We start from the raw sequence: 17,746 nt of genomic DNA, 5'->3' as shown, positions 1-17,746 counted from the left end.
CGTTGATCGTTCCCACGCTCCGCGTGGGAATGCCTCCTGTGACGCTCCGCGTCACGCTGTGGGACGCGGAGCGTCCTGGGCTGCATTCCCACGCGGAGCGTGGGAACGATCAGCGATCAGGCTTCGGGCATCAACTGCTGCCGACACTCCAGCATCAACCGCGCACCGCCGCTCTGGCTGCTGCCGACCTCCAGCTTGAACCCATGCAAGTTGATAATCGCCGCCACAATCGACAGGCCCAAACCGAAGCCGCCTTGCTGGTCGCTTTCATCCACACGGTAAAACCGCTGGAACACCGCATCACGTTCCGCTGCCGGAATACCCGGCCCGGAGTCGTGCACTTCGATGCGCGTGCTGCCGCCGTCATTCACACCCCGCAAGATCACCTCGCCACCGGCGGGGGAGAACTTGATCGAGTTGCTCAGCAGGTTGGCCAAGGCTTCGAACAACAGCGCACGGTCGCCGGTGATCCACGGCAGCGCTTCGGGCACTTCAAGGCGCAGCTGCAATTCGCCTTCTTCGGCCAACGGCAGATAAAAGTCATGCAGTTCGCGCAGCAGCGGCAGCGGGTCCATCACCAGGAAACCCGAGCGGCGCTGGTGGTCTTCCAGCTCGGAGATGCGCAACAGCCCGCGAAAGCGTGCCATCAGCGTGTCGGTCTCGGCGATGGCGTCGTCGAGCTTCACCGCGTACACCGAGTTCTCCTCGGCTTCCTGCTTGATGCGGTACAGCTGCGCGCGCAAGCGTGTCAGCGGGGTGCGCAGGTCGTGGGCGATGTTGTCGCACACGCCCTTGACCTCGTTCATCAGCTTCTCGATGCGGTCGAGCATGGCGTTGACGATGGCCGCAAGCATATCCAGCTCATCACGCCGGTTCGACAGCGGCAGGCGGTGGGTCAGGTCACCGGCAACGATGGCCTCGGCACTCGCCTGGATCCCGCGAATACGCCGCAACGGGCGGCGGCGCAACAAATGCCAGCCGGCCGCGCCCGGAATAATGGTCAGCGACAGCGCCCACAGCAGGGCATGCCAGATGATCCGGGTGACGCCGAACAGCGAACCGTTGGCCCGCACCAGCACCAGCCAACGCCCGTCTTCGGTGTGGGTGGCGACGGCGTCGCAGCTGTCTTTGGGCAGTTTGGGGTCGTCGGACTCGACGCAATTGGCCAGCGCGTGGATCTTGCCGTCCAGCGGCAAATCCGGCGGCACGGCGCGGATCGGCCCGCTCAAGGGGCGAAATTGCTCATCGAACAGGCCATAGGCGTCCACGCCCTTCATGTCGAAGGTCATGCTGGTAGTCAGGGCTTCCACCAGTTCTTCGCCGTCGAAACGCTGAAACAAGTGCTGACGCTGCATCAACGAGTGGCGGGACAGGTCGCCCAGGTAACCCGACACTTCGAAATACAGCACCCCCATGAGGATGCAACTCCAGGCCACGAACAGCGAACTGTAGAGCGCCAGCAAGCGGCTGCTGGAGGAGCGCCAGCCCTTAGAGGGGTTCAGCAATGACATAACCGGAACCTCGTACCGTGCGGATCAGCGGCGTGAGGCCCGGTGGATCGATTTTCTTGCGCAGGCGACCGATGTGCACATCGATCAGGTTGGTGCCCGGGTCGAAGTGATAACCCCAGACTTCCTCGAAGATCATCATCCGCGACAGGATCTGCCCGGTGTTGCGCATCAGGAACTCAAGCAGTTTGTATTCGGTGGGCAACAAGCTCAGCGGCTGCTCGGCGCGGCTGGCTTCGCGGCTGATCAGGTTCAGTTCCAGGTCGGCCACGCGCAGGGCGGTTTCGAATTCCTTGACCGTGCTTTTGCGCCGCAGCAGGACTTCGACACGGGCGGCCATTTCGTCGGAGGCGAACGGCTTGGTCAGGTAGTCATCGCCACCGGCCCGCAGGCCGCGCACGCGCTCGTCGACATCGGAGAGGGCGCTGATCATCAAGATCGGCGTCGACACCCCAATGGTGCGCAGGGTCGTGACGATGGCCAGGCCATCCAGCTCCGGCAGCATCCGGTCGAGGGTGATCAGATCGTAATCACCACTCACAGCGCGGACCAGGCCTTCGCGGCCGTTGTCCACCCAATCCACATCCAGTCCATGGCTACTCAGCTCGGCGACGATCTCGCGGGCTGTTACGGCGTCATCCTCGATGGTCAAAATACGGGTCATAGGATTACCTGGTGAGCGATTCACACTAGAAGTGGGGTCATTTTGCCAAGAAGTAGCTGAATGTTTCCTAAATTAAACTTCATCTTGGCAAAACCACCACAAATATCCGGGTTGCACACCTCCACTGTGGGAGCTGGCTTGCCTGTAATGGCGGTGTATCAGACACAAAATATCAACCTGGAAGACCGCTATCGCAGGCAAGCCAGCTCACACAGTGAGCGGGTTTGCCGTGAGATTGCATAAAGCACGCCTGCGACTGTTGTTTCTTGCAAGTTGCACGGTCATGGGAAGTTCAAATTACTTAACCTGTTGAAATAAAAGAACTTTAATTTTAGACCCGACTGGCACGCTGCCTGCACTGTCTGTTTTGAGACTTGTAACACTATTTTTCCTGCCGGGAGCAAAACAACAATGATCACATCGTCATCCACGCTGCAAGAGTCAAGCGCGCGCTCTGGGGTTTCCTGGGGCGCAATCTTTGCCGGAGCCGCTGCGGCGGCTGCACTGTCGCTTATCCTGGTGCTGCTGGGCTTCGGCCTTGGCTTTTCGGCCGTGTCGCCGTGGGCCGACAGTGGCATGAGCGCCAAGGGGCTGGGTATTTCCACGATTATCTGGCTGGCATTCACCCAAATCGTCGCTTCGGGCCTGGGCGGTTACATTGCCGGCCGGTTGCGTGTGAAGTGGGCGAACATGCATGGCGATGAAGTGTACTTTCGCGACACGGCCCATGGTTTCCTCGCCTGGGCCGTCGCAACCCTGGTCACCGCGGTCCTGGTGGTCGGTTCGGTCAGCAGCGTGGTCAGCGGCGGCGTGAAAGCCGGTGCCAGTGTGGCGGCAGGTGCCGCCAGCGGCATCAGTCAGGCCGCCGGCAGCGCAACCAAGGGTGCCAACAGCGGCGACTTCGACTACTACGTCGACAGCCTGTTCCGCGATGACCGTCCAGCGGCTGTGAGCGATGACGCGGTACACGGCGTGGTTGCACGCATCCTCACCCGCACCCTGAGCAACGACGGCCAACTGGCACCGGAAGACCGTACCTACCTGGCCCAGTTGATCAGCCAGCGCACCAACCTCAGCCAGGCCGATGCCGAAGCGCGTATCGACAAGGTCTACGGCGAAGCCCGTAAAGCTATCGAAGACGCCAAGCTCAAAGCCAAGCAAGCGGCCGACACAGCCGCCAAAGTCGCCGCCTACACCTCGCTGTGGACCTTTGTGGCCCTGTTGATCGGCGCGTTCTTTGCCAGCTTCGCGGCTACCTTCGGCGGTCGTCGTCGGGATGCTGTGGTGTACGTCGAAACCGAAAACTACGTTCGTTAATTCAAGGAGAACATCATGCGCTCATTACTACTGTGGTTCCTCGGCGTGCCGATTCCGGTGATCATCCTGATCGCGATCTTTATGCACTAAAACCTGAGCCAAGCTCGGTCCCCCCTGTGGGAGCGGGCTTGCTCGCGAAGGCGGTCTTTCAGCTATTCATGAGCTGACTGATACACCGCTTTCGCGAGCAAGCCCGCTCCCACATTGGGTTTTGCGCAGTGTCAGCCAGCTTGTGATCAGGAGGGCGCTCGCCACTGAAGTCATGATCACCAAGGGCAGTGAAGTGCCATTCGACATCAAGCCCGTCACCCAACTGCTCACCGCCGTCAGGATCATCTGGATAAAGAAGAACAACCCCGACGCCGTCCCCGCAATCGCGCCATAGGGCTGCAGCACCGACAGCTGGCAGGCCGGAATCACCATCCCCACCGACACCATGATCACCACCATCGGCAGCACAATCGCCAGCCATTCTCCCGGCAGCGCGAGGGTCGCCATCGCCAGCAAAACGCTGCCCAGCACATTCAGGCCGATCCCAGCGTTGATCAAGCGGTCGGGCGCCAAGCGCAATACCAAACGGCGAAACAGGTTCGCCCCGAGCATGTAGCCGCTGATCGTCGCGGCGAATACCAGCGCGTATTCCGTGGCCGTCAGTTGGTAGCCGCGCTGCAACAGCGAAGACGACTCGCTGATAAACGGAAAATACGTGCTGTACACACAGCCGATGGCCAGGGCGTAGCGCAGGAAATAGCGGTCGCGCAGCAGTTGGCCATACACGCGCAGCAGGTTGCTCGGCGGCGCAGCGGCAACTTCGGTCGGGCGGGTTTCCGGCAGGCGGCGGTAAACCACCAGGCACAGCACGGCGCCGATCATGGCCAGCAGCACAAACAAGCCACGCCAGTTGATCAAGGGCAGCATCAGGCTGCCAAGCACCGGCGCGGCCATCGGCGAGATCGCCATAGCCATGGAGATCAAGCCCAGCAGGCGCGCCTGTTCGTGGCGATCGAAGTAATCGCGCACGATCACGCGGCCGATCACCGTGGTGCAGCAACCGCCGAGGGCCTGGAACAGCCGGGCGATCACCAGCACGCCGAGGCTGTCGGCCTGGGCGCAGGTCACCGTCGCCACCACGTACAGCAGCAGCCCGGCCAGCAAGACCGGGCGCCGACCGAAACGGTCGGTCAACGGGCCGCTGACCAGCAGGGAAATCGCCGAACCGAGGGTGTACAGCGTGAGGGTCAGTTGCAGTTGGCTGTCGCTGCTGTGGAAGTAGTCGGCCATGGCGGGCAGGGCCGGCAAGTGCAGGTCGAGGGTCAGGCGGGGCAGGGCGATCAGCACGGTCAACAGGACCAGCCAAAACCCGGTGGAGAGGGCGCGTTGAGTCATGGGAAGCTTCTTCACTAACGAGTAGAGCCTGAACTCTAACGACTTTGTGGTTTAATCCTTTGAGCCACTTATGGCTTAAAGCACTGGACCACTTATGCCCCGAGGCAAAACCGCCGCCAGCCTCGACCTGCCGCGCCCGGACTCCCTGGACGCCGGTAAACAGCAGGGCGCTTACGACGCATTGCGCGCCGCCATCCTCAACCGGCAGTTGCCGGCGGGCAGCCGTTTGCCGTCGACCCGCAGCCTGGCCGAACGCTGGCTGGTATCGCGTGGCACCCTGGAAGCGGCGTTCGAGCGCCTGCACAGCGAGGGCTACGTAGAGCGCGTGGCGGGCTCCGGTACGCGGGTGAGTGCGGTGATCCCTGAGCAATTCATTGCGGCCCCAACGCCGAGCAGCCACCTACGCCGCCTGGCCGTGCCTGATCAGTCCGATGCAGGCGTGCAAAGCCACGTGCCCTTTGTGGCCCGGCGCCCGGATGCCGGCCTGTTCGACTTGAAAACCTGGGCACGCTGTATTTCCCGAGGTTTGCTGGCGGCGGGGCCGGGTGCTCTGGAGGCCGCCCACCCGGCCGGGTTGCCGGCGTTGCGCGAGCAAATCGCCGACTACCTGCGCAGTTACCGCGGCATGCATTGCGAGGCGGATGAAGTGATTGTGACCACGGGCATTCGTCACGCCCTTGACCTGATCGCGCGCACCTTGCTCAAGCTCGGCGACACGGCGTGCGTCGAAGACCCAGGTTACAAGCCCGCTCGGCGCCTGTTCAGCCTGGCCGGTGCGCGGGTTGAATCGATCCCGATCACAGCCGACGGCCTCGACACCGCCCAGCTCCCAGCCACGGCGCGGCTGGCTTACGTGTCGCCTGCGCACCAGGCGCCGTTGGGCATGACACTGTCGGTCTCGCGCCGCCTGGCATTGCTGGACTGGGCTGCCCGCGCTGACGCCTGGGTGGTCGAAGACGATTACGACAGCGAATACAACTACAACAGCGCGCCACTGGCCGCGCTCAAATCCCTCGATTCCGGCGACCGAGTGATCTACTGCGGCAGCTTCAACAAGAACCTGTTTCCCGGCTTGCGTGTGGGCTTCATGGTGGTGCCCAGGGCGCTGCGGCCCGGGTTGTTGCGCACCTCACAATTGACCGGGCATTCGGTGGGCGCTACGGATCAGTTGGGCCTGGTGGAGTTCCTGGGCAGCGGGGCGTTCGTGCGGCATTTGCGCGCTTCACGCCAAGCCTATCAGGCACGCCGCGATGCGTTGCTCGCCTGCCTGCCGCAGGGCTGCACGCTCAGCGGCCAGCAGGCCGGGTTGCATTTTGTGCTGTGGTTGCCGACGGGCGTCGGCGAGGCGGACTTTTGCAGCCGCGCTGCCGCCGTCGGCCTGACCTTGCAGCCGTTGGGCAAGTTCTGTGATGAGGCCAGCCTGCCGCCGGCGGTGATCATCGGCTACACCGCGCTGACCCTGGCGCAGATCCGCTTTCACGGTCGGGTTCTGGCGACATTGTTAAAGGGGGCTTGATTGCCGCTTGGCAGGCAAGCCAGCTACCACAGGAGACCCGTGTTGCCGGCGGGTCAGTCGTCGAAGCCGACCTGCTCATGAATCTCATCCACCTTCAACTCCAACCGATACGCCACGGCAATAAACAACGCCTGGCACAAGCACAACGTGGCGCTCAAGGAGCGGAAGGCAAACGACGACCCCTCATTCACCAACAACACCGCGTTCGCCCGCTTGGCCAGGGGCGACAGGTTGCTGTCGGTGATGATCAGGGTCTTGGCCTGATGATGCTGGGCAATGCGCAGGCAATGCTGGGTCTCTTTGCCGTAGGGCGTAAAGCTGATCGCGATCACCAGGTCGTTGGCGCGCACGCTGCGCATCTGCTCGCGATAACTGCCGCCCAGGCCCGAGATCAGGTGGATGCGCTTGTTGGTGTGCTGCAGGTTGTAGACCAGGTAATCGGCCACTGCAAACGAGCGGCGTACACCCACCACGTAGATATTGTCGGCGTTGACCACCAGGTCCACCGCCTTCTCGAACGCCACATCATCGAGCTCCAGCCCCAGGCGCTCAATGCCGGAGAGGGTGGCATTCACGCACTCACGCGCCAGGTCGCCGCCACTGGCCTTCTGCGACTTGTTGGCGATCATGCTGCGGATGCGCTGCTGGTAGTTCTGCACCGGCGTGGTCTTGTGGGTGTAGGCCTCGCGAAACAGCGCCTGCATCTCGCTGAACCCACTGAAACCGAAGCGCTGGGAAAACCGCACGATGGCCGAAGGGTGCACTTCGCATTCGCGGGCGATGTCGCTGATGCGGTCGACCATGATGCGGTCGCTCTGCTGGCTCATGTAGCTGGCAATGCGTTTGAGCTGGCGCGGCAGGCTTTCGTATTCGTCCGTGATCAGCTGCAACAGGCGTTCGGCATTGATCGGAGGGCTGGCGATCGTATCTTCCAGGGTGGTCTCGGGATCGGTGCGGGACATGGGCAATCCTTCTGGCGTGTTCGTCTGATGCGCTGATGGGTGACGCAAGTCTACAGGGTAGGCGCAAAAAAATACCTCGGCATCACGGCGCCCGTGGGCTGCTGAAACGATGCACGGCGGCTGGCATGCCATTATGCTGGCTTATTGGAAAAAATATTCCACTAAAAATAATTATGGAATAAATATTGATTGCCGCCGCCGGACGTTCTAGTCTGCTTGCACCAAGAGCGTGTGTCGTCACCATGGCGGCACCACGCAGGCTGATAAAAATAACAGGAGCCAGCATGGGCCAGACTCGTTTTGCCAGTGGGCGTCAATTGGATCTGATTTGCCTCGGGCGCCTGGGCGTCGACCTCTATGCGCAGCAAGTCGGTGCGCGGCTTGAGGACGTGTCCAGCTTTGCCAAGTACCTCGGCGGTTCCTCCGCCAACATCGCCTTCGGCACGGCGCGGCTGGGCCTCAAGTCGGCGATGTTGAGCCGGGTGGGCGATGACCATATGGGTCGGTTCCTGCTCGAATCCCTGGCCCGTGAAGGCTGTGATGTGAGCGGTATCAAGGTCGACCCGGAACGCCTCACCGCCCTGGTATTGCTGGGGCTTAAAGACCGCGAAACCTTTCCGCTGGTGTTCTATCGCGAAAACTGCGCCGACATGGCCCTGCGCGCCGAAGACATCAGCGAGGCCTTTATCGCCTCCAGCAAAGCCTTGTTGATCACCGGCACACATTTCTCCACCGATGGCGTGTACAAGGCCAGCATCCAGGCGCTGGATTACGCCGCCAAGCACAACGTCAAGCGTGTGCTGGATATCGACTACCGCCCGGTGCTGTGGGGCCTGGCGGGCAAGGCGGATGGCGAAACGCGGTTTGTTGCCGACCAGAACGTCAGCCAGCATGTGCAGAGCATCCTGCCGCGTTTCGACCTGATCGTCGGCACTGAAGAAGAGTTCTTGATCGCCGGTGGCAGTGAAGACCTGCTGACGGCGTTGCGCACCGTGCGTGAACTGACCCCGGCGACCCTGGTGGTCAAGCTCGGCCCGCAAGGCTGCACGGTGATCCACGGCGCCATCCCGGCGCGCCTGGAAGACGGCGCGATTTACCCCGGCGTGCGGGTTGAAGTGCTGAATGTGCTGGGTGCCGGTGACGCCTTCATGTCCGGCTTCCTCAGTGGCTGGATCAATGATGCCAGCGATGAGCGTTGCAGCCAGTTGGCCAACGCCTGCGGCGGCCTGGTCGTGTCCCGCCACGCCTGTGCGCCGGCCATGCCGACGCCGGCCGAACTGGATTACCTGTTCAACAGCCCGGTGCCCATCACCCGGCCGGACCAGGACGTGACCCTGCAACGCCTGCACCGCGTCACGGTGCCGCGCAAAACCTGGAAACAGTTGTTTGTGTTTGCCTTCGACCACCGCTGGCAACTGGTGGACCTGGCGCAAAAAGGCGGCCAGGACCTGACCCGCATCAGCGACATCAAGCAGCTGTTTATCCAGGCCATCGAACGTGTGGAAACCAAGCTGGCGCAGCAGGGCATCGAAGCCGATGTGGGCCTGCTGGCCGACCAGCGTTTCGGCCAGGACGCATTGAATGCCGCCAGCGGCCGTGGCTGGTGGATCGCCCGCCCGGTCGAGGTGCAGAACTCGCGGCCGCTGGCGTTTGAACATGGCCGCTCGGTGGGCAGCAACCTGATTGCCTGGCCCCAGGAGCAAATCATCAAGTGCCTGGTGCAGTTCCACCCCGACGACGAGCCGATGCTGCGTCTGGAGCAAGAGGCGCAACTCAAGGCGGTGTACGAGGCGTCCCTGGTCAGCGGCCATGAACTGCTGCTGGAAGTCGTGCCGCCCAAGGATCACCCGTCGACCTATCCCGATGTGCTCTATCGCAGCCTCAAGCGCCTGTACAACCTGGGCATTTACCCGGCGTGGTGGAAGATCGAGGCGCAGTCGGCCGAAGACTGGAAAAAGCTCGACGAATTGATCCACGAGCGTGATCCGTATTGCCGTGGCGTGGTGCTGCTGGGTCTGAATGCTTCGGCGCAGTTTCTGGCCGATGGCTTTCAGCAAGCCAGCCAAAGCACCACCTGCCGTGGGTTCGCGGTGGGCCGTACGATCTTCCAGGAGCCAAGCCGTGCGTGGATGGCGGGGGAGATTGATGATGAAGGGTTGATTGAGCAGGTGCAGGCCACGTTCGAGCAGCTTATCAATGCCTGGCGCAGTTCCAGAAATTAAACACGGTCAAATGTGGGAGCTGGCTTTTTGTGGGAGCAGGCAAGCCATCTCCCACACAAGCCAGCTCCCACATTAAGCAGATCTAACCAGGCTTAAGTCAGATAAAAACAAAAGGTGCAGCCATGCCCGCAATCCGAATTGGCATCAACCCGATCTCCTGGAGCAACGACGACCTGCCGGCCCTGGGCGGTGAAACGCCGCTGAGCACAGCACTCAGCGAAGGCAAGGAGATCGGCTACGAAGGTTTTGAACTCAACGGCAAGTTTCCCAAGGACGCCAAGGGCGTTGGCGATGTGCTGCGCCCTTATGACCTGGCGCTGGTCTCCGGCTGGTATTCCAGCCGCCTGGCGCGGCGTTCGGTGGCCGAAGAAATCGAAGCCATCGCCAGCCATGTCGAACTGCTTAAACTCAATGGCGCTAACGTGCTGGTGTACGGCGAGGTCGCCGACTCGATCCAGGGCTCGAAGGTGCGCCTGATCGAACGCCCGCGTTTTCACAGCGAACAGGCCTGGCAGGACTACGCCGACAAGCTCACGGAGCTGGCGCGTTTCACCCTGTCCCAAGGCGTGCGCCTGGCGTATCACCATCATATGGGCGCCTACGTCGAATCCCCTGAAGACATTGACCAGTTGATGAAACGAACGGGCCCGGAAGTCGGCCTGCTGTTCGATTCGGGCCATTGCTACATGGGCGGCGGCGAACCCCTCGAGGTCCTGCGTAAACACATCGACCGCGTCTGCCACGTGCATTTCAAGGACGTGCGCAAGCCGGTGGTGCAACTGGCGCGCAACCAGATGTGGAGCTTCCCTGACTGCATCGTCAACGGCACGTTCACGGTGCCCGGCGATGGCGACATCGATTTTGCCGAGTTGCTCGATGTGCTGCTGGCTGCCCACTACAAGGGCTGGCTGGTGGTCGAAGCCGAGCAGGATCCGGCCGTGGCGCCCAGCTATATCTATGCCAAAAAAGGCTACGACACCCTGCGCGCGCTGCTCAACGAGAGGACTAAGTGATGAGCCTGTTGGTCAAAAGCAGCAAACGCGGGCAAACCATGGTGGCCCTGGAAGCAGGGCGCCTGGAGTACGTGGGTTTTTCCGCTTATCGACTGAGTCTGGGCGAAACCCTGCCGGTCACCGCCGGGGACCAAGAGCTGTGCCTGGTGCTGCTCAGCGGTCGCGTCAATATCGAAGGCGAAGGCTTTAACTGGCAGAACCTCGGCGACCGCCAGTCGGTGTTCGAAGACAAATCCCCGTTCGCCGCGTACCTGCCGCCCGGCACCGATGCGCAGATTACCGCCTTGAGCGACGTGCAGATTGCCGTCTGTGCCGCGCCCGGTGCGCCGGGCTTTGAGCCGCGCCTGATTCGCCCCGAGCAGTGCAAACGCAGCGTGCGTGGCAAAGGCGCCAACACCCGCTACGTGTGCGACATCCTGCCCGACAGCGAGCCGGCCCATTCGCTGCTGGTGGTGGAAGTGCGCACGCCGTCCGGGCACTCGTCGAGCTACCCGCCGCACAAGCACGACACCGACGACCTGCCGCACCAGAGCTTTCTGGAAGAAACCTACTACCACCAGATCAACCCGCCGCAGGGCTTTGTGTTCCAGCGCGTGTACACCGACGATCGCAGCATCGACCAGGCCATGGCCGTGGAAAACAGCGACCTGGTGGTGGTGCCCAAGGGGTATCACCCGGTCAGCGTGCCGTATGGCTATGAATCGTATTACCTCAACGTGATGGCCGGGCCAAAACGCGCCTGGCATTTCCATAACGACCCGCAGCACAGCTGGCTGCTGGACCTCTAAACGGTTTTGGACGGAGAACAACAACAATGAAGTCGCCGCTACGTTTTGCCCTTAACCGCATGGTCGCCCCCAACCTGTCGTTGCCGGACTTTATCCAGTTGGCCGCGGCCCTCAAGTGCGATGCCATCGAGATTCGCAACGACCTTAAAGGCCATGAAATCGAATACGGCACCCCGGCCAGCCGCGTGCGTGAATTGTGCGCGGTGCAGGGCATCACGGTGCTGTCGATCAATGCGCTGTACCCGTTTGACGTGTGGAATGACGAGCGTCGCGCCCAGGCGATCAAACTCGCCACTTATGCCCGTGAATGCGGCGCGCAGGGCCTGGTGATGTGCCCGTTGAATGAACGCGGCGATACGCGCAACGAAGCCCAGCGTGCCGCCGGTTTGCGCACGGCGCTGAGCGAGCTGGCGCCGATCCTGCGCGAGTACGGCATCCTCGGGTTCATCGAGCCGCTGGGCTTTGAAGAATGTGCCCTGCGCCGCAAGCGCGTGGCGGTGGACGCCATTCAGTCGATTGGCGGCCTGGATGTGTTCCGGCTGGTGCATGACACCTTCCACCACCACTTGGCCAGCGAGCAGGAGTTCTTCCCGCAACTGACCGGGCTGGTGCATATCTCCGGGGTAGAAGACGCCGAAGCGCCGCTCAATTCGATACGTGACGGCCACCGTGTGCTGGTGGGCGAGGGCGATATCCTCGGCAACGCCGCGCAGATCGACACGTTGCTCAGCAGCGGGTACGGCGGTTACCTGTCGTTTGAGCCGTTTGCCGAGAGTGTGCATGGGTTGGCGGATATCCAGCAGGCCATCGGGGCCAGTATCGCCCACCTGCAAAACCCCCGAACCTGACGCCGATTAACCTGTGGGAGCAAGCCAGCCAGCTCCCACATTGAAGCAGTGTTAATCAACCCAATTGCATTCACACAAGGTGCAAGTGATGACCACAACAAGACTGACCATGGCCCAGGCCCTGGTGAAGTTCCTGGATAACCAATACATCGAAGTCGATGGCGTGCAGAGCAAGTTTGTCGCCGGTGTGTTCACGATTTTCGGCCACGGCAATGTGCTGGGCCTGGGCCAGGCGCTGGAGCAGGACAGCGGCGACCTGGTGGTGCATCAGGGCCGTAACGAGCAGGGCATGGCCCATGCCGCCATCGGTTTCGCCAAGCAGCACCTGCGCCGCAGGATTTACGCGTGCACCGCCTCGGTAGGCCCCGGTGCGGCGAATATGCTCACCGCGGCGGCCACCGCCACGGCCAACCGTATTCCGCTGCTGCTGTTGCCCGGTGATGTGTACGCCAGCCGCCAGCCGGACCCGGTGTTGCAGCAGATCGAGCAATTCCACGACCTGAGCATCAGCACCAACGATGCCTTCCGTTCCGTGAGCAAATACTGGGACCGTATCAACCGCCCTGAGCAACTGATGACGGCGGCGATCCATGCCATGCGCGTGCTCACAGACCCGGCCGAAACCGGCGCCGTGACCCTGGCGCTGCCGCAGGACGTGCAGGCCGAAGCCTGGGACTACCCGGATTATTTCCTGCAAAAGCGTGTGCACCGTATCGAACGTCGGCCGGCGACGGCGGCGATGATCAGTGATGCGCTGGCGGCCTTCCGGGGCAAGCGCAAGCCGCTGATCATCTGTGGCGGCGGGGTGAAGTACTCCGGCGCGAATGCGGCCCTGCAAGCGTTTGCCGAGCGTTTTGAGATTCCCTTCGCCGAAACCCAGGCGGGCAAGAGTGCGGTGGTGTCCAGCCACCGATTGAACGTCGGTGGCATCGGTGAAACCGGCTGCCTGGCGGCGAACCTGTTGGCGCCCGAGGCGGACCTGATCATTGGCATCGGCACGCGTTATACCGACTTCACCACCTCGTCCAAGTCGCTGTTCAAGCATGCCGAGGTGAAGTTTCTCAACCTCAATATCAGCCCGTGCGACGCGTTGAAACTCGACGGCGTGCAAGTGCTGGCCGATGCCCAAGTGGCCCTCGAAGCGTTGGCCGATGCCTTGGGCGACTACCGTGCCGGCTGGGGCGAGCAGGTCCGTGACGCCAAGGCGCAACTGGACGCGGAAGTGGATCGCGTGCACCAGGTGCAATACCACGGCGACGATTTTGTGCCCGAGGTGGATGACCATCTGGACCGCGCCGTATTGCGCGAATTTATCGAACTGACCGGTTCGTGCCTGACCCAGAGCCGTGTGCTTGGCGTGTTGAACGACACCCTGGCCGACGATGCGATCATCGTCGCCGCCGCCGGCAGCCTGCCCGGCGACTTGCAACGCGCCTGGCGCAGCAAGGGCGTCAACACCTACCACGTCGAATACGGCTATTCGTGCATGGGCTACGAGATCAACGCCGCCCTCGGTGTGAAGCTGGCCGAGCCGAGCAAGGAGGTGTATGCGCTGGTTGGCGACGGCTCCTACATGATGCTGCACTCGGAGCTGGCCACCTCGATCCAGGAGCGACGCAAGATCAACGTGATACTGCTCGACAACATGGCGTTCGGCTGCATCAACAACCTGCAGATCGGCAACGGCATGGACAGCTTCGGCACCGAGTTCCGCTTTCGTAACCCCGAGAGCGGCAAGCTCGACGGCGGCCTGGTGCCGGTGGATTTCGCCATGAGTGCGGCAGCCTATGGTTGCAAGACCTACAAGGTCAGCAGCGTGGAGCAGCTAGAAGCGGCCCTGGCCGATGCGCGCACGCAAACGGTGTCCACGCTGATTGATATCAAGGTTCTGCCCAAAACCATGGTCCACGGCTACCTGTCGTGGTGGCGTGTGGGCGTGGCGCAAGTGTCCACCAGTGAACGCACGAATGCCGCCGCGAAAAAACTCAATGAACAGCTGGCCAAGGCCCGGCAGTACTAATAACAAGAGGAGTTGTGTATGTCGTTAAAGCTTGGAGTGATTGGCACTGGCGCTATCGGCCGTGACCATATCCGTCGTTGCAGCCAGACCTTGCTCAATAGCCAGGTGGTGGCGGTGACCGACATCAACCTTGAGCAAGCCGCCAAGGTCGTCGCTGATTTGAAGCTTGCCGCCGAGGTCTACGCCGATGGCCACGCGCTGATCAACTCGCCGCAGGTTGAAGCCATTCTCGTCACGTCCTGGGGGCCGAGCCACGAAGAGTTCGTACTGGCCGCCATCGCCGCCGGCAAGCCGGTGTTCTGCGAAAAACCGCTGGCGGTGACGGCGCAAGGTTGCCGCAAGATCGTCGACGCTGAACTGGCCTATGGCAAGCGCCTGGTGCAAGTGGGCTTTATGCGCCCGTATGACGAGGGTTATCGCGCCCTCAAGGCCGTGATCGACAGCGGCCAGATCGGCGAGCCACTGATGCTGCATTGCGCGCACCGCAACCCGACGGTGGGCGAGAACTACAAGACCGATATGGCGATCACCGACACCTTGATCCACGAGCTGGATGTGTTGCGTTGGTTGCTCAACGATGACTATGTGTCGGTGCAGGTGGTGTTCCCGCGCAAATCGAGCAAAGCCCTGGCCCACCTGCGCGACCCGCAGATCGTGCTGCTGGAAACCGCCAAGGGCACGCGCATCGATGTGGAAGTGTTCGTGAACTGCCAGTACGGCTACGACATCCAGTGTGAAGTGGTGGGGGAGACTGGCATTGCCAAACTGCCGGAGCCTTCGCAGGTGCAAATGCGCAGTGGCGCGAAGCTGTCGAATGCCATTTTGATGGACTGGAAGGACCGGTTTATCGGGGCTTACGACGTGGAATTGCAGGCGTTTATCGACAGCGTGCGTGCCGGCCAGGTCGGCGGGCCTTCGGCCTGGGACGGGTTTGCGGCGGCAGTGGCGGCGGATGCGTGCATCGAGGCGCAGAACAGTGAGCAGATCGTGAAGGTGAGCTTGCCGGAGCGTCCGCACTTTTACGGCTGAATCACAATCTGACGGGTGGAATGCAGTCAGTGTGGGAGCGGGCTTGCTCGCGAATGCGGTGTATCAGTTAAAGCATTTATGTCTGACATACCGCATTCGCGAGCAAGCCCGCTCCCACATTTTTGATTGGGTTTGCACTTCATATTAAGGAGTGAACTATGCGAATCGGACTAGTCGGCTACGGCCACGGAGGGCGCTTCTTTCATGCGCCGCTGATTGCAACCTTGCCCGGTGCGACTTTTGTTGGCGTGGTGACCCGTTCAGCGGAGCGCCGCCAGCAATTGAGTGCCGACCTTCCGGGCGTAAGGGCCTTTGACAGTATTGGCCAGATCGTCGAAGCCGGCGTGGATGCGCTGGTGATTTCCACCACCCTCAAAGGCCGCCCGGCGCTGGTGCTGGAAGCCATCGAGCACGGCGTGGCGGTGGTCAGCGACAAACCCTTCGCCAGTAACGCCGAACAGGCCCAGGCGCTGATTACCGCCGCCGAGCGCCAGGGCTCGCTGCTCAGCGTCTACCAGAATCGCCGCTGGGATTCGGATTACCTGACCCTGCGCAAGTTGATCGACGCCGGTGCACTGGGTGAGATCACACGCTTTGAATCCCGCGTCGAACGCTACAGCCCGCAGGCCGTCGGCAACGCCAGCGGCGGCGGCTGGTTGCGTGACCTGGGCAGCCACTTGGTAGACCAGGCGCTGCAATTGTTCGGCCCGGTGGACCGGGTATTCGCGCAATTGCAGTTCAGCCCTGAACACCCGACCCTCGATCACGGCTTCTTTGTGTCCCTGACCCACGCCAATGGCGTGATTTCCCATTTGTGGGGTAACGCCCTGCAAAACAGCCAGGCCCCGCGTTTTCGCGTCAGCGGCACCCTGGGGTGTTACACCGTCGATGGGCTGGACGGCCAGGAAGACGCACTGATGGCCGGCAAGTCACCGAAAACCGAAGGCGAGCACTGGGGCGCCGAGGAGCATCGACGCTGGGGCTGGTTTGAGCAAGGTGAAGAACGCGAGCGGGTGCCGTCCGAGAAGGGCTGCTGGACGCAGTTCTATCGCCAGTTGCAACTGGCCGTACATGGGCAGGGGCCGCTGCCGGTCAGCGCCTATGATGCGCTGGAAACCACTCGTATATTGGACGCCGCACGCCTCAGCGCCGAGCGCCAGCAGGTGGTTTCGACAAAAATAGAATAAAATTCTAAAACAGGTTGATATGGAAATTATTTTCTAATACAGTCTTTTCCAGGTTGCATAAAGTACGTTCGAACTCGATTCGCACGGCTCAACAAAAACAAGATCAAAAACAACCAGGTACCGTCAGATGAAAATCTTCAACGCTGTACTGCGAGTTTTACGCCCTGCCTCAGCGCCACGCGGTCTGCCCCGCGCCCGGCCGTTCTACTTCTCCTTCCTTAATGTGCTGTGTGTCGAAAACCACGGCGCGCTGGTCTGCTGCATCCCGGGGGCACCGGTGGTTCGACTGCCTGCCGAACGCTGATAAACGCAACGTCCAAAAAACCAACAAGAAAGTGGAGACAGACCGTTCATGAAGACCCCGATCCGTTTTACCGCGCTGGCCCTGTCCATGTTGCTGGCCAGTGGTTTTGCCTCGGCCGCCGACCTCAAGATTGGCGTGACCATGTCCGCCTTTGATGACACCTTCCTGACCTATCTGCGTGAGGACATGGACAAGCAAGCCAAGTCCTATCCCAAGGGCGATGGTGTGCAATTGCAGTTTGAAGATGCCCGCGCCGACGTGGTCAAGCAACTGAGCCAGGTCGAAAACTTCATCAGCCAGAAGGTCGACGCGATTATCGTCAACCCGGTGGACACCGCATCGACCGCCAACATCATCAAGGCCGCCACCGCGGCGAAAATCCCGCTGGTGTTCGTCAACCGCCGCCCGGACAGCCCGACTCTGGCCCCAGGCGTGGCAGCAGTGGTGTCCGATGACGTCGAGGCCGGCAAACTGCAGATGCAATACATCGCCGAAAAACTCGGCGGCAAGGGCAACATTGTGATTCTGTTGGGCGACCTGGCGAACAACTCCACTACCAACCGCACCAAGGGCGTGAAGGAAGTGTTGACCAAGTACCCGGGCATCAAGATCGAGCAGGAACAGACCGGCATCTGGTTGCGTGACAAGGGCATGACCCTGGTCAACGACTGGCTGACCCAGGGCCGCGATTTTGACGCGGTACTGGCCAACAATGACGAGATGGCCATCGGTGCATCCATGGCGCTGAAGTCGGCGGGCAAAAAAGGCGTGTTGATCGCCGGCGTCGACGGCACCCCGGACGGTCTCAATGCGATCACCAAGGGTGACATGACCGTGTCGGCCTTCCAGGACGCCAAAGGCCAGGCCGACAAGTCGGTGGAGACCGCGCGCAAGATGGCTAAAAACGAGCCCATCGAGCAGAACGTGGTGATCCCGTTCCAGTTGATCACGCCGGACAACGTCAAAGACTTCAAGTAGCCCG

16 protein-coding genes are annotated in these 17,746 nt (G+C 61.6%); 11 read left to right on the top strand and 5 right to left on the bottom strand.

What is annotated here, in order from left to right; genetic code table 11:
* Positions 1–116: 116 nt before the first annotated feature.
* Both BFP92_RS26525 and BFP92_RS26520 read right to left on the bottom strand, forming a co-directional pair.
* The gene (locus tag BFP92_RS26525; RefSeq protein ID WP_065931783.1) at positions 117–1,511 is read right to left on the bottom strand and encodes a sensor histidine kinase; all 1,395 of its coding nucleotides are present in this window, start codon (positions 1,509–1,511) and stop codon (positions 117–119) included.
* Positions 1,489–2,172: a response regulator transcription factor gene (locus tag BFP92_RS26520; RefSeq protein ID WP_003219726.1), complete on the bottom strand. Its 684-nt coding sequence runs from the start codon at positions 2,170–2,172 to the stop codon at positions 1,489–1,491. Before BFP92_RS26520 ends, BFP92_RS26525 begins: the two co-directional genes overlap by 23 nt.
* A gap of 411 nt (positions 2,173–2,583) precedes the next feature.
* Here BFP92_RS26520 and BFP92_RS26515 point away from each other — a divergent pair, with 411 nt between their 5' ends.
* Positions 2,584–3,489, top strand: coding sequence for a hypothetical protein (locus BFP92_RS26515; RefSeq protein ID WP_065931782.1), 906 nt, complete (start codon positions 2,584–2,586; stop codon positions 3,487–3,489).
* Positions 3,490–3,645: 156 nt separating this feature from the next.
* Here BFP92_RS26515 and BFP92_RS26510 read toward each other — a convergent pair whose 3' ends face one another.
* Positions 3,646–4,875, bottom strand: a complete 1,230-nt coding sequence (locus BFP92_RS26510; RefSeq protein ID WP_065931781.1) for a multidrug effflux MFS transporter — start codon at positions 4,873–4,875, stop codon at positions 3,646–3,648.
* 94 nt (positions 4,876–4,969) lie between these two features.
* Here BFP92_RS26510 and BFP92_RS26505 point away from each other — a divergent pair, with 94 nt between their 5' ends.
* Positions 4,970–6,391: a MocR-like pyridoxine biosynthesis transcription factor PdxR gene (locus BFP92_RS26505; protein WP_065931780.1), complete on the top strand. Its 1,422-nt coding sequence runs from the start codon at positions 4,970–4,972 to the stop codon at positions 6,389–6,391.
* Between the two features lie 53 nt (positions 6,392–6,444).
* On the opposite strand, the gene BFP92_RS26500 is transcribed toward BFP92_RS26505, so the two are convergent.
* Positions 6,445–7,353 (bottom strand): MurR/RpiR family transcriptional regulator, encoded by a 909-nt coding sequence (locus tag BFP92_RS26500; protein ID WP_017136418.1) that lies wholly within the window; start codon positions 7,351–7,353, stop codon positions 6,445–6,447.
* Between the two features lie 82 nt (positions 7,354–7,435).
* Positions 7,436–7,639 carry a hypothetical protein gene (locus BFP92_RS31545; protein ID WP_139114125.1) on the bottom strand — a complete coding sequence of 68 codons (204 nt, stop codon included), beginning with the start codon at positions 7,637–7,639 and terminating at the stop codon, positions 7,436–7,438.
* Here BFP92_RS31545 and iolC point away from each other — a divergent pair.
* From iolC to BFP92_RS26460, 9 genes are all read left to right on the top strand, one after another.
* Complete coding sequence (gene iolC / locus BFP92_RS26495) at positions 7,638–9,575, top strand: bifunctional 5-dehydro-2-deoxygluconokinase/5-dehydro-2-deoxyphosphogluconate aldolase (RefSeq protein WP_065931779.1); 1,938 nt, start codon at positions 7,638–7,640, stop codon at positions 9,573–9,575. The genes BFP92_RS31545 and iolC overlap by 2 nt on opposite strands.
* Positions 9,576–9,697: 122 nt before the next feature.
* Entirely contained in the window at positions 9,698–10,588 is an 891-nt protein-coding gene (iolE, locus tag BFP92_RS26490) for a myo-inosose-2 dehydratase (RefSeq protein WP_065931778.1), read from the top strand.
* The gene (gene iolB / locus BFP92_RS26485) at positions 10,588–11,376 is read left to right on the top strand and encodes a 5-deoxy-glucuronate isomerase (protein ID WP_017136421.1); all 789 of its coding nucleotides are present in this window, start codon (positions 10,588–10,590) and stop codon (positions 11,374–11,376) included. Before iolE ends, iolB begins: the two co-directional genes overlap by 1 nt.
* Positions 11,377–11,402: 26 nt before the next feature.
* Positions 11,403–12,224: a TIM barrel protein gene (locus BFP92_RS26480; protein WP_058421811.1), complete on the top strand. Its 822-nt coding sequence runs from the start codon at positions 11,403–11,405 to the stop codon at positions 12,222–12,224.
* Positions 12,225–12,312: 88 nt separating this feature from the next.
* Positions 12,313–14,244, top strand: a complete 1,932-nt coding sequence (iolD, locus tag BFP92_RS26475) for a 3D-(3,5/4)-trihydroxycyclohexane-1,2-dione acylhydrolase (decyclizing) (RefSeq protein ID WP_065931777.1) — start codon at positions 12,313–12,315, stop codon at positions 14,242–14,244.
* Positions 14,245–14,262: 18 nt separating this feature from the next.
* The gene (locus BFP92_RS26470) at positions 14,263–15,273 is read left to right on the top strand and encodes a bifunctional inositol 2-dehydrogenase/D-chiro-inositol 1-dehydrogenase (RefSeq protein ID WP_056859439.1); all 1,011 of its coding nucleotides are present in this window, start codon (positions 14,263–14,265) and stop codon (positions 15,271–15,273) included.
* A 158-nt stretch (positions 15,274–15,431) separates the two neighbouring features.
* Complete coding sequence (locus BFP92_RS26465) at positions 15,432–16,460, top strand: Gfo/Idh/MocA family protein (RefSeq protein WP_065931776.1); 1,029 nt, start codon at positions 15,432–15,434, stop codon at positions 16,458–16,460.
* 127 nt (positions 16,461–16,587) lie between these two features.
* The gene (locus tag BFP92_RS31860; RefSeq protein WP_163005443.1) at positions 16,588–16,764 is read left to right on the top strand and encodes a hypothetical protein; all 177 of its coding nucleotides are present in this window, start codon (positions 16,588–16,590) and stop codon (positions 16,762–16,764) included.
* Between the two features lie 48 nt (positions 16,765–16,812).
* Entirely contained in the window at positions 16,813–17,742 is a 930-nt protein-coding gene (locus BFP92_RS26460; protein ID WP_065931775.1) for a sugar ABC transporter substrate-binding protein, read from the top strand.
* The last annotated feature ends 4 nt before the right edge of the window (positions 17,743–17,746 follow it).

The sequence above is a fragment of the Pseudomonas sp. 58 R 3 genome, assembly GCF_900006605.1.
GTDB lineage: Bacteria > Pseudomonadota > Gammaproteobacteria > Pseudomonadales > Pseudomonadaceae > Aquipseudomonas > Aquipseudomonas salomonii.
This window is presented reverse-complemented; position numbering and strand designations above follow the sequence as displayed.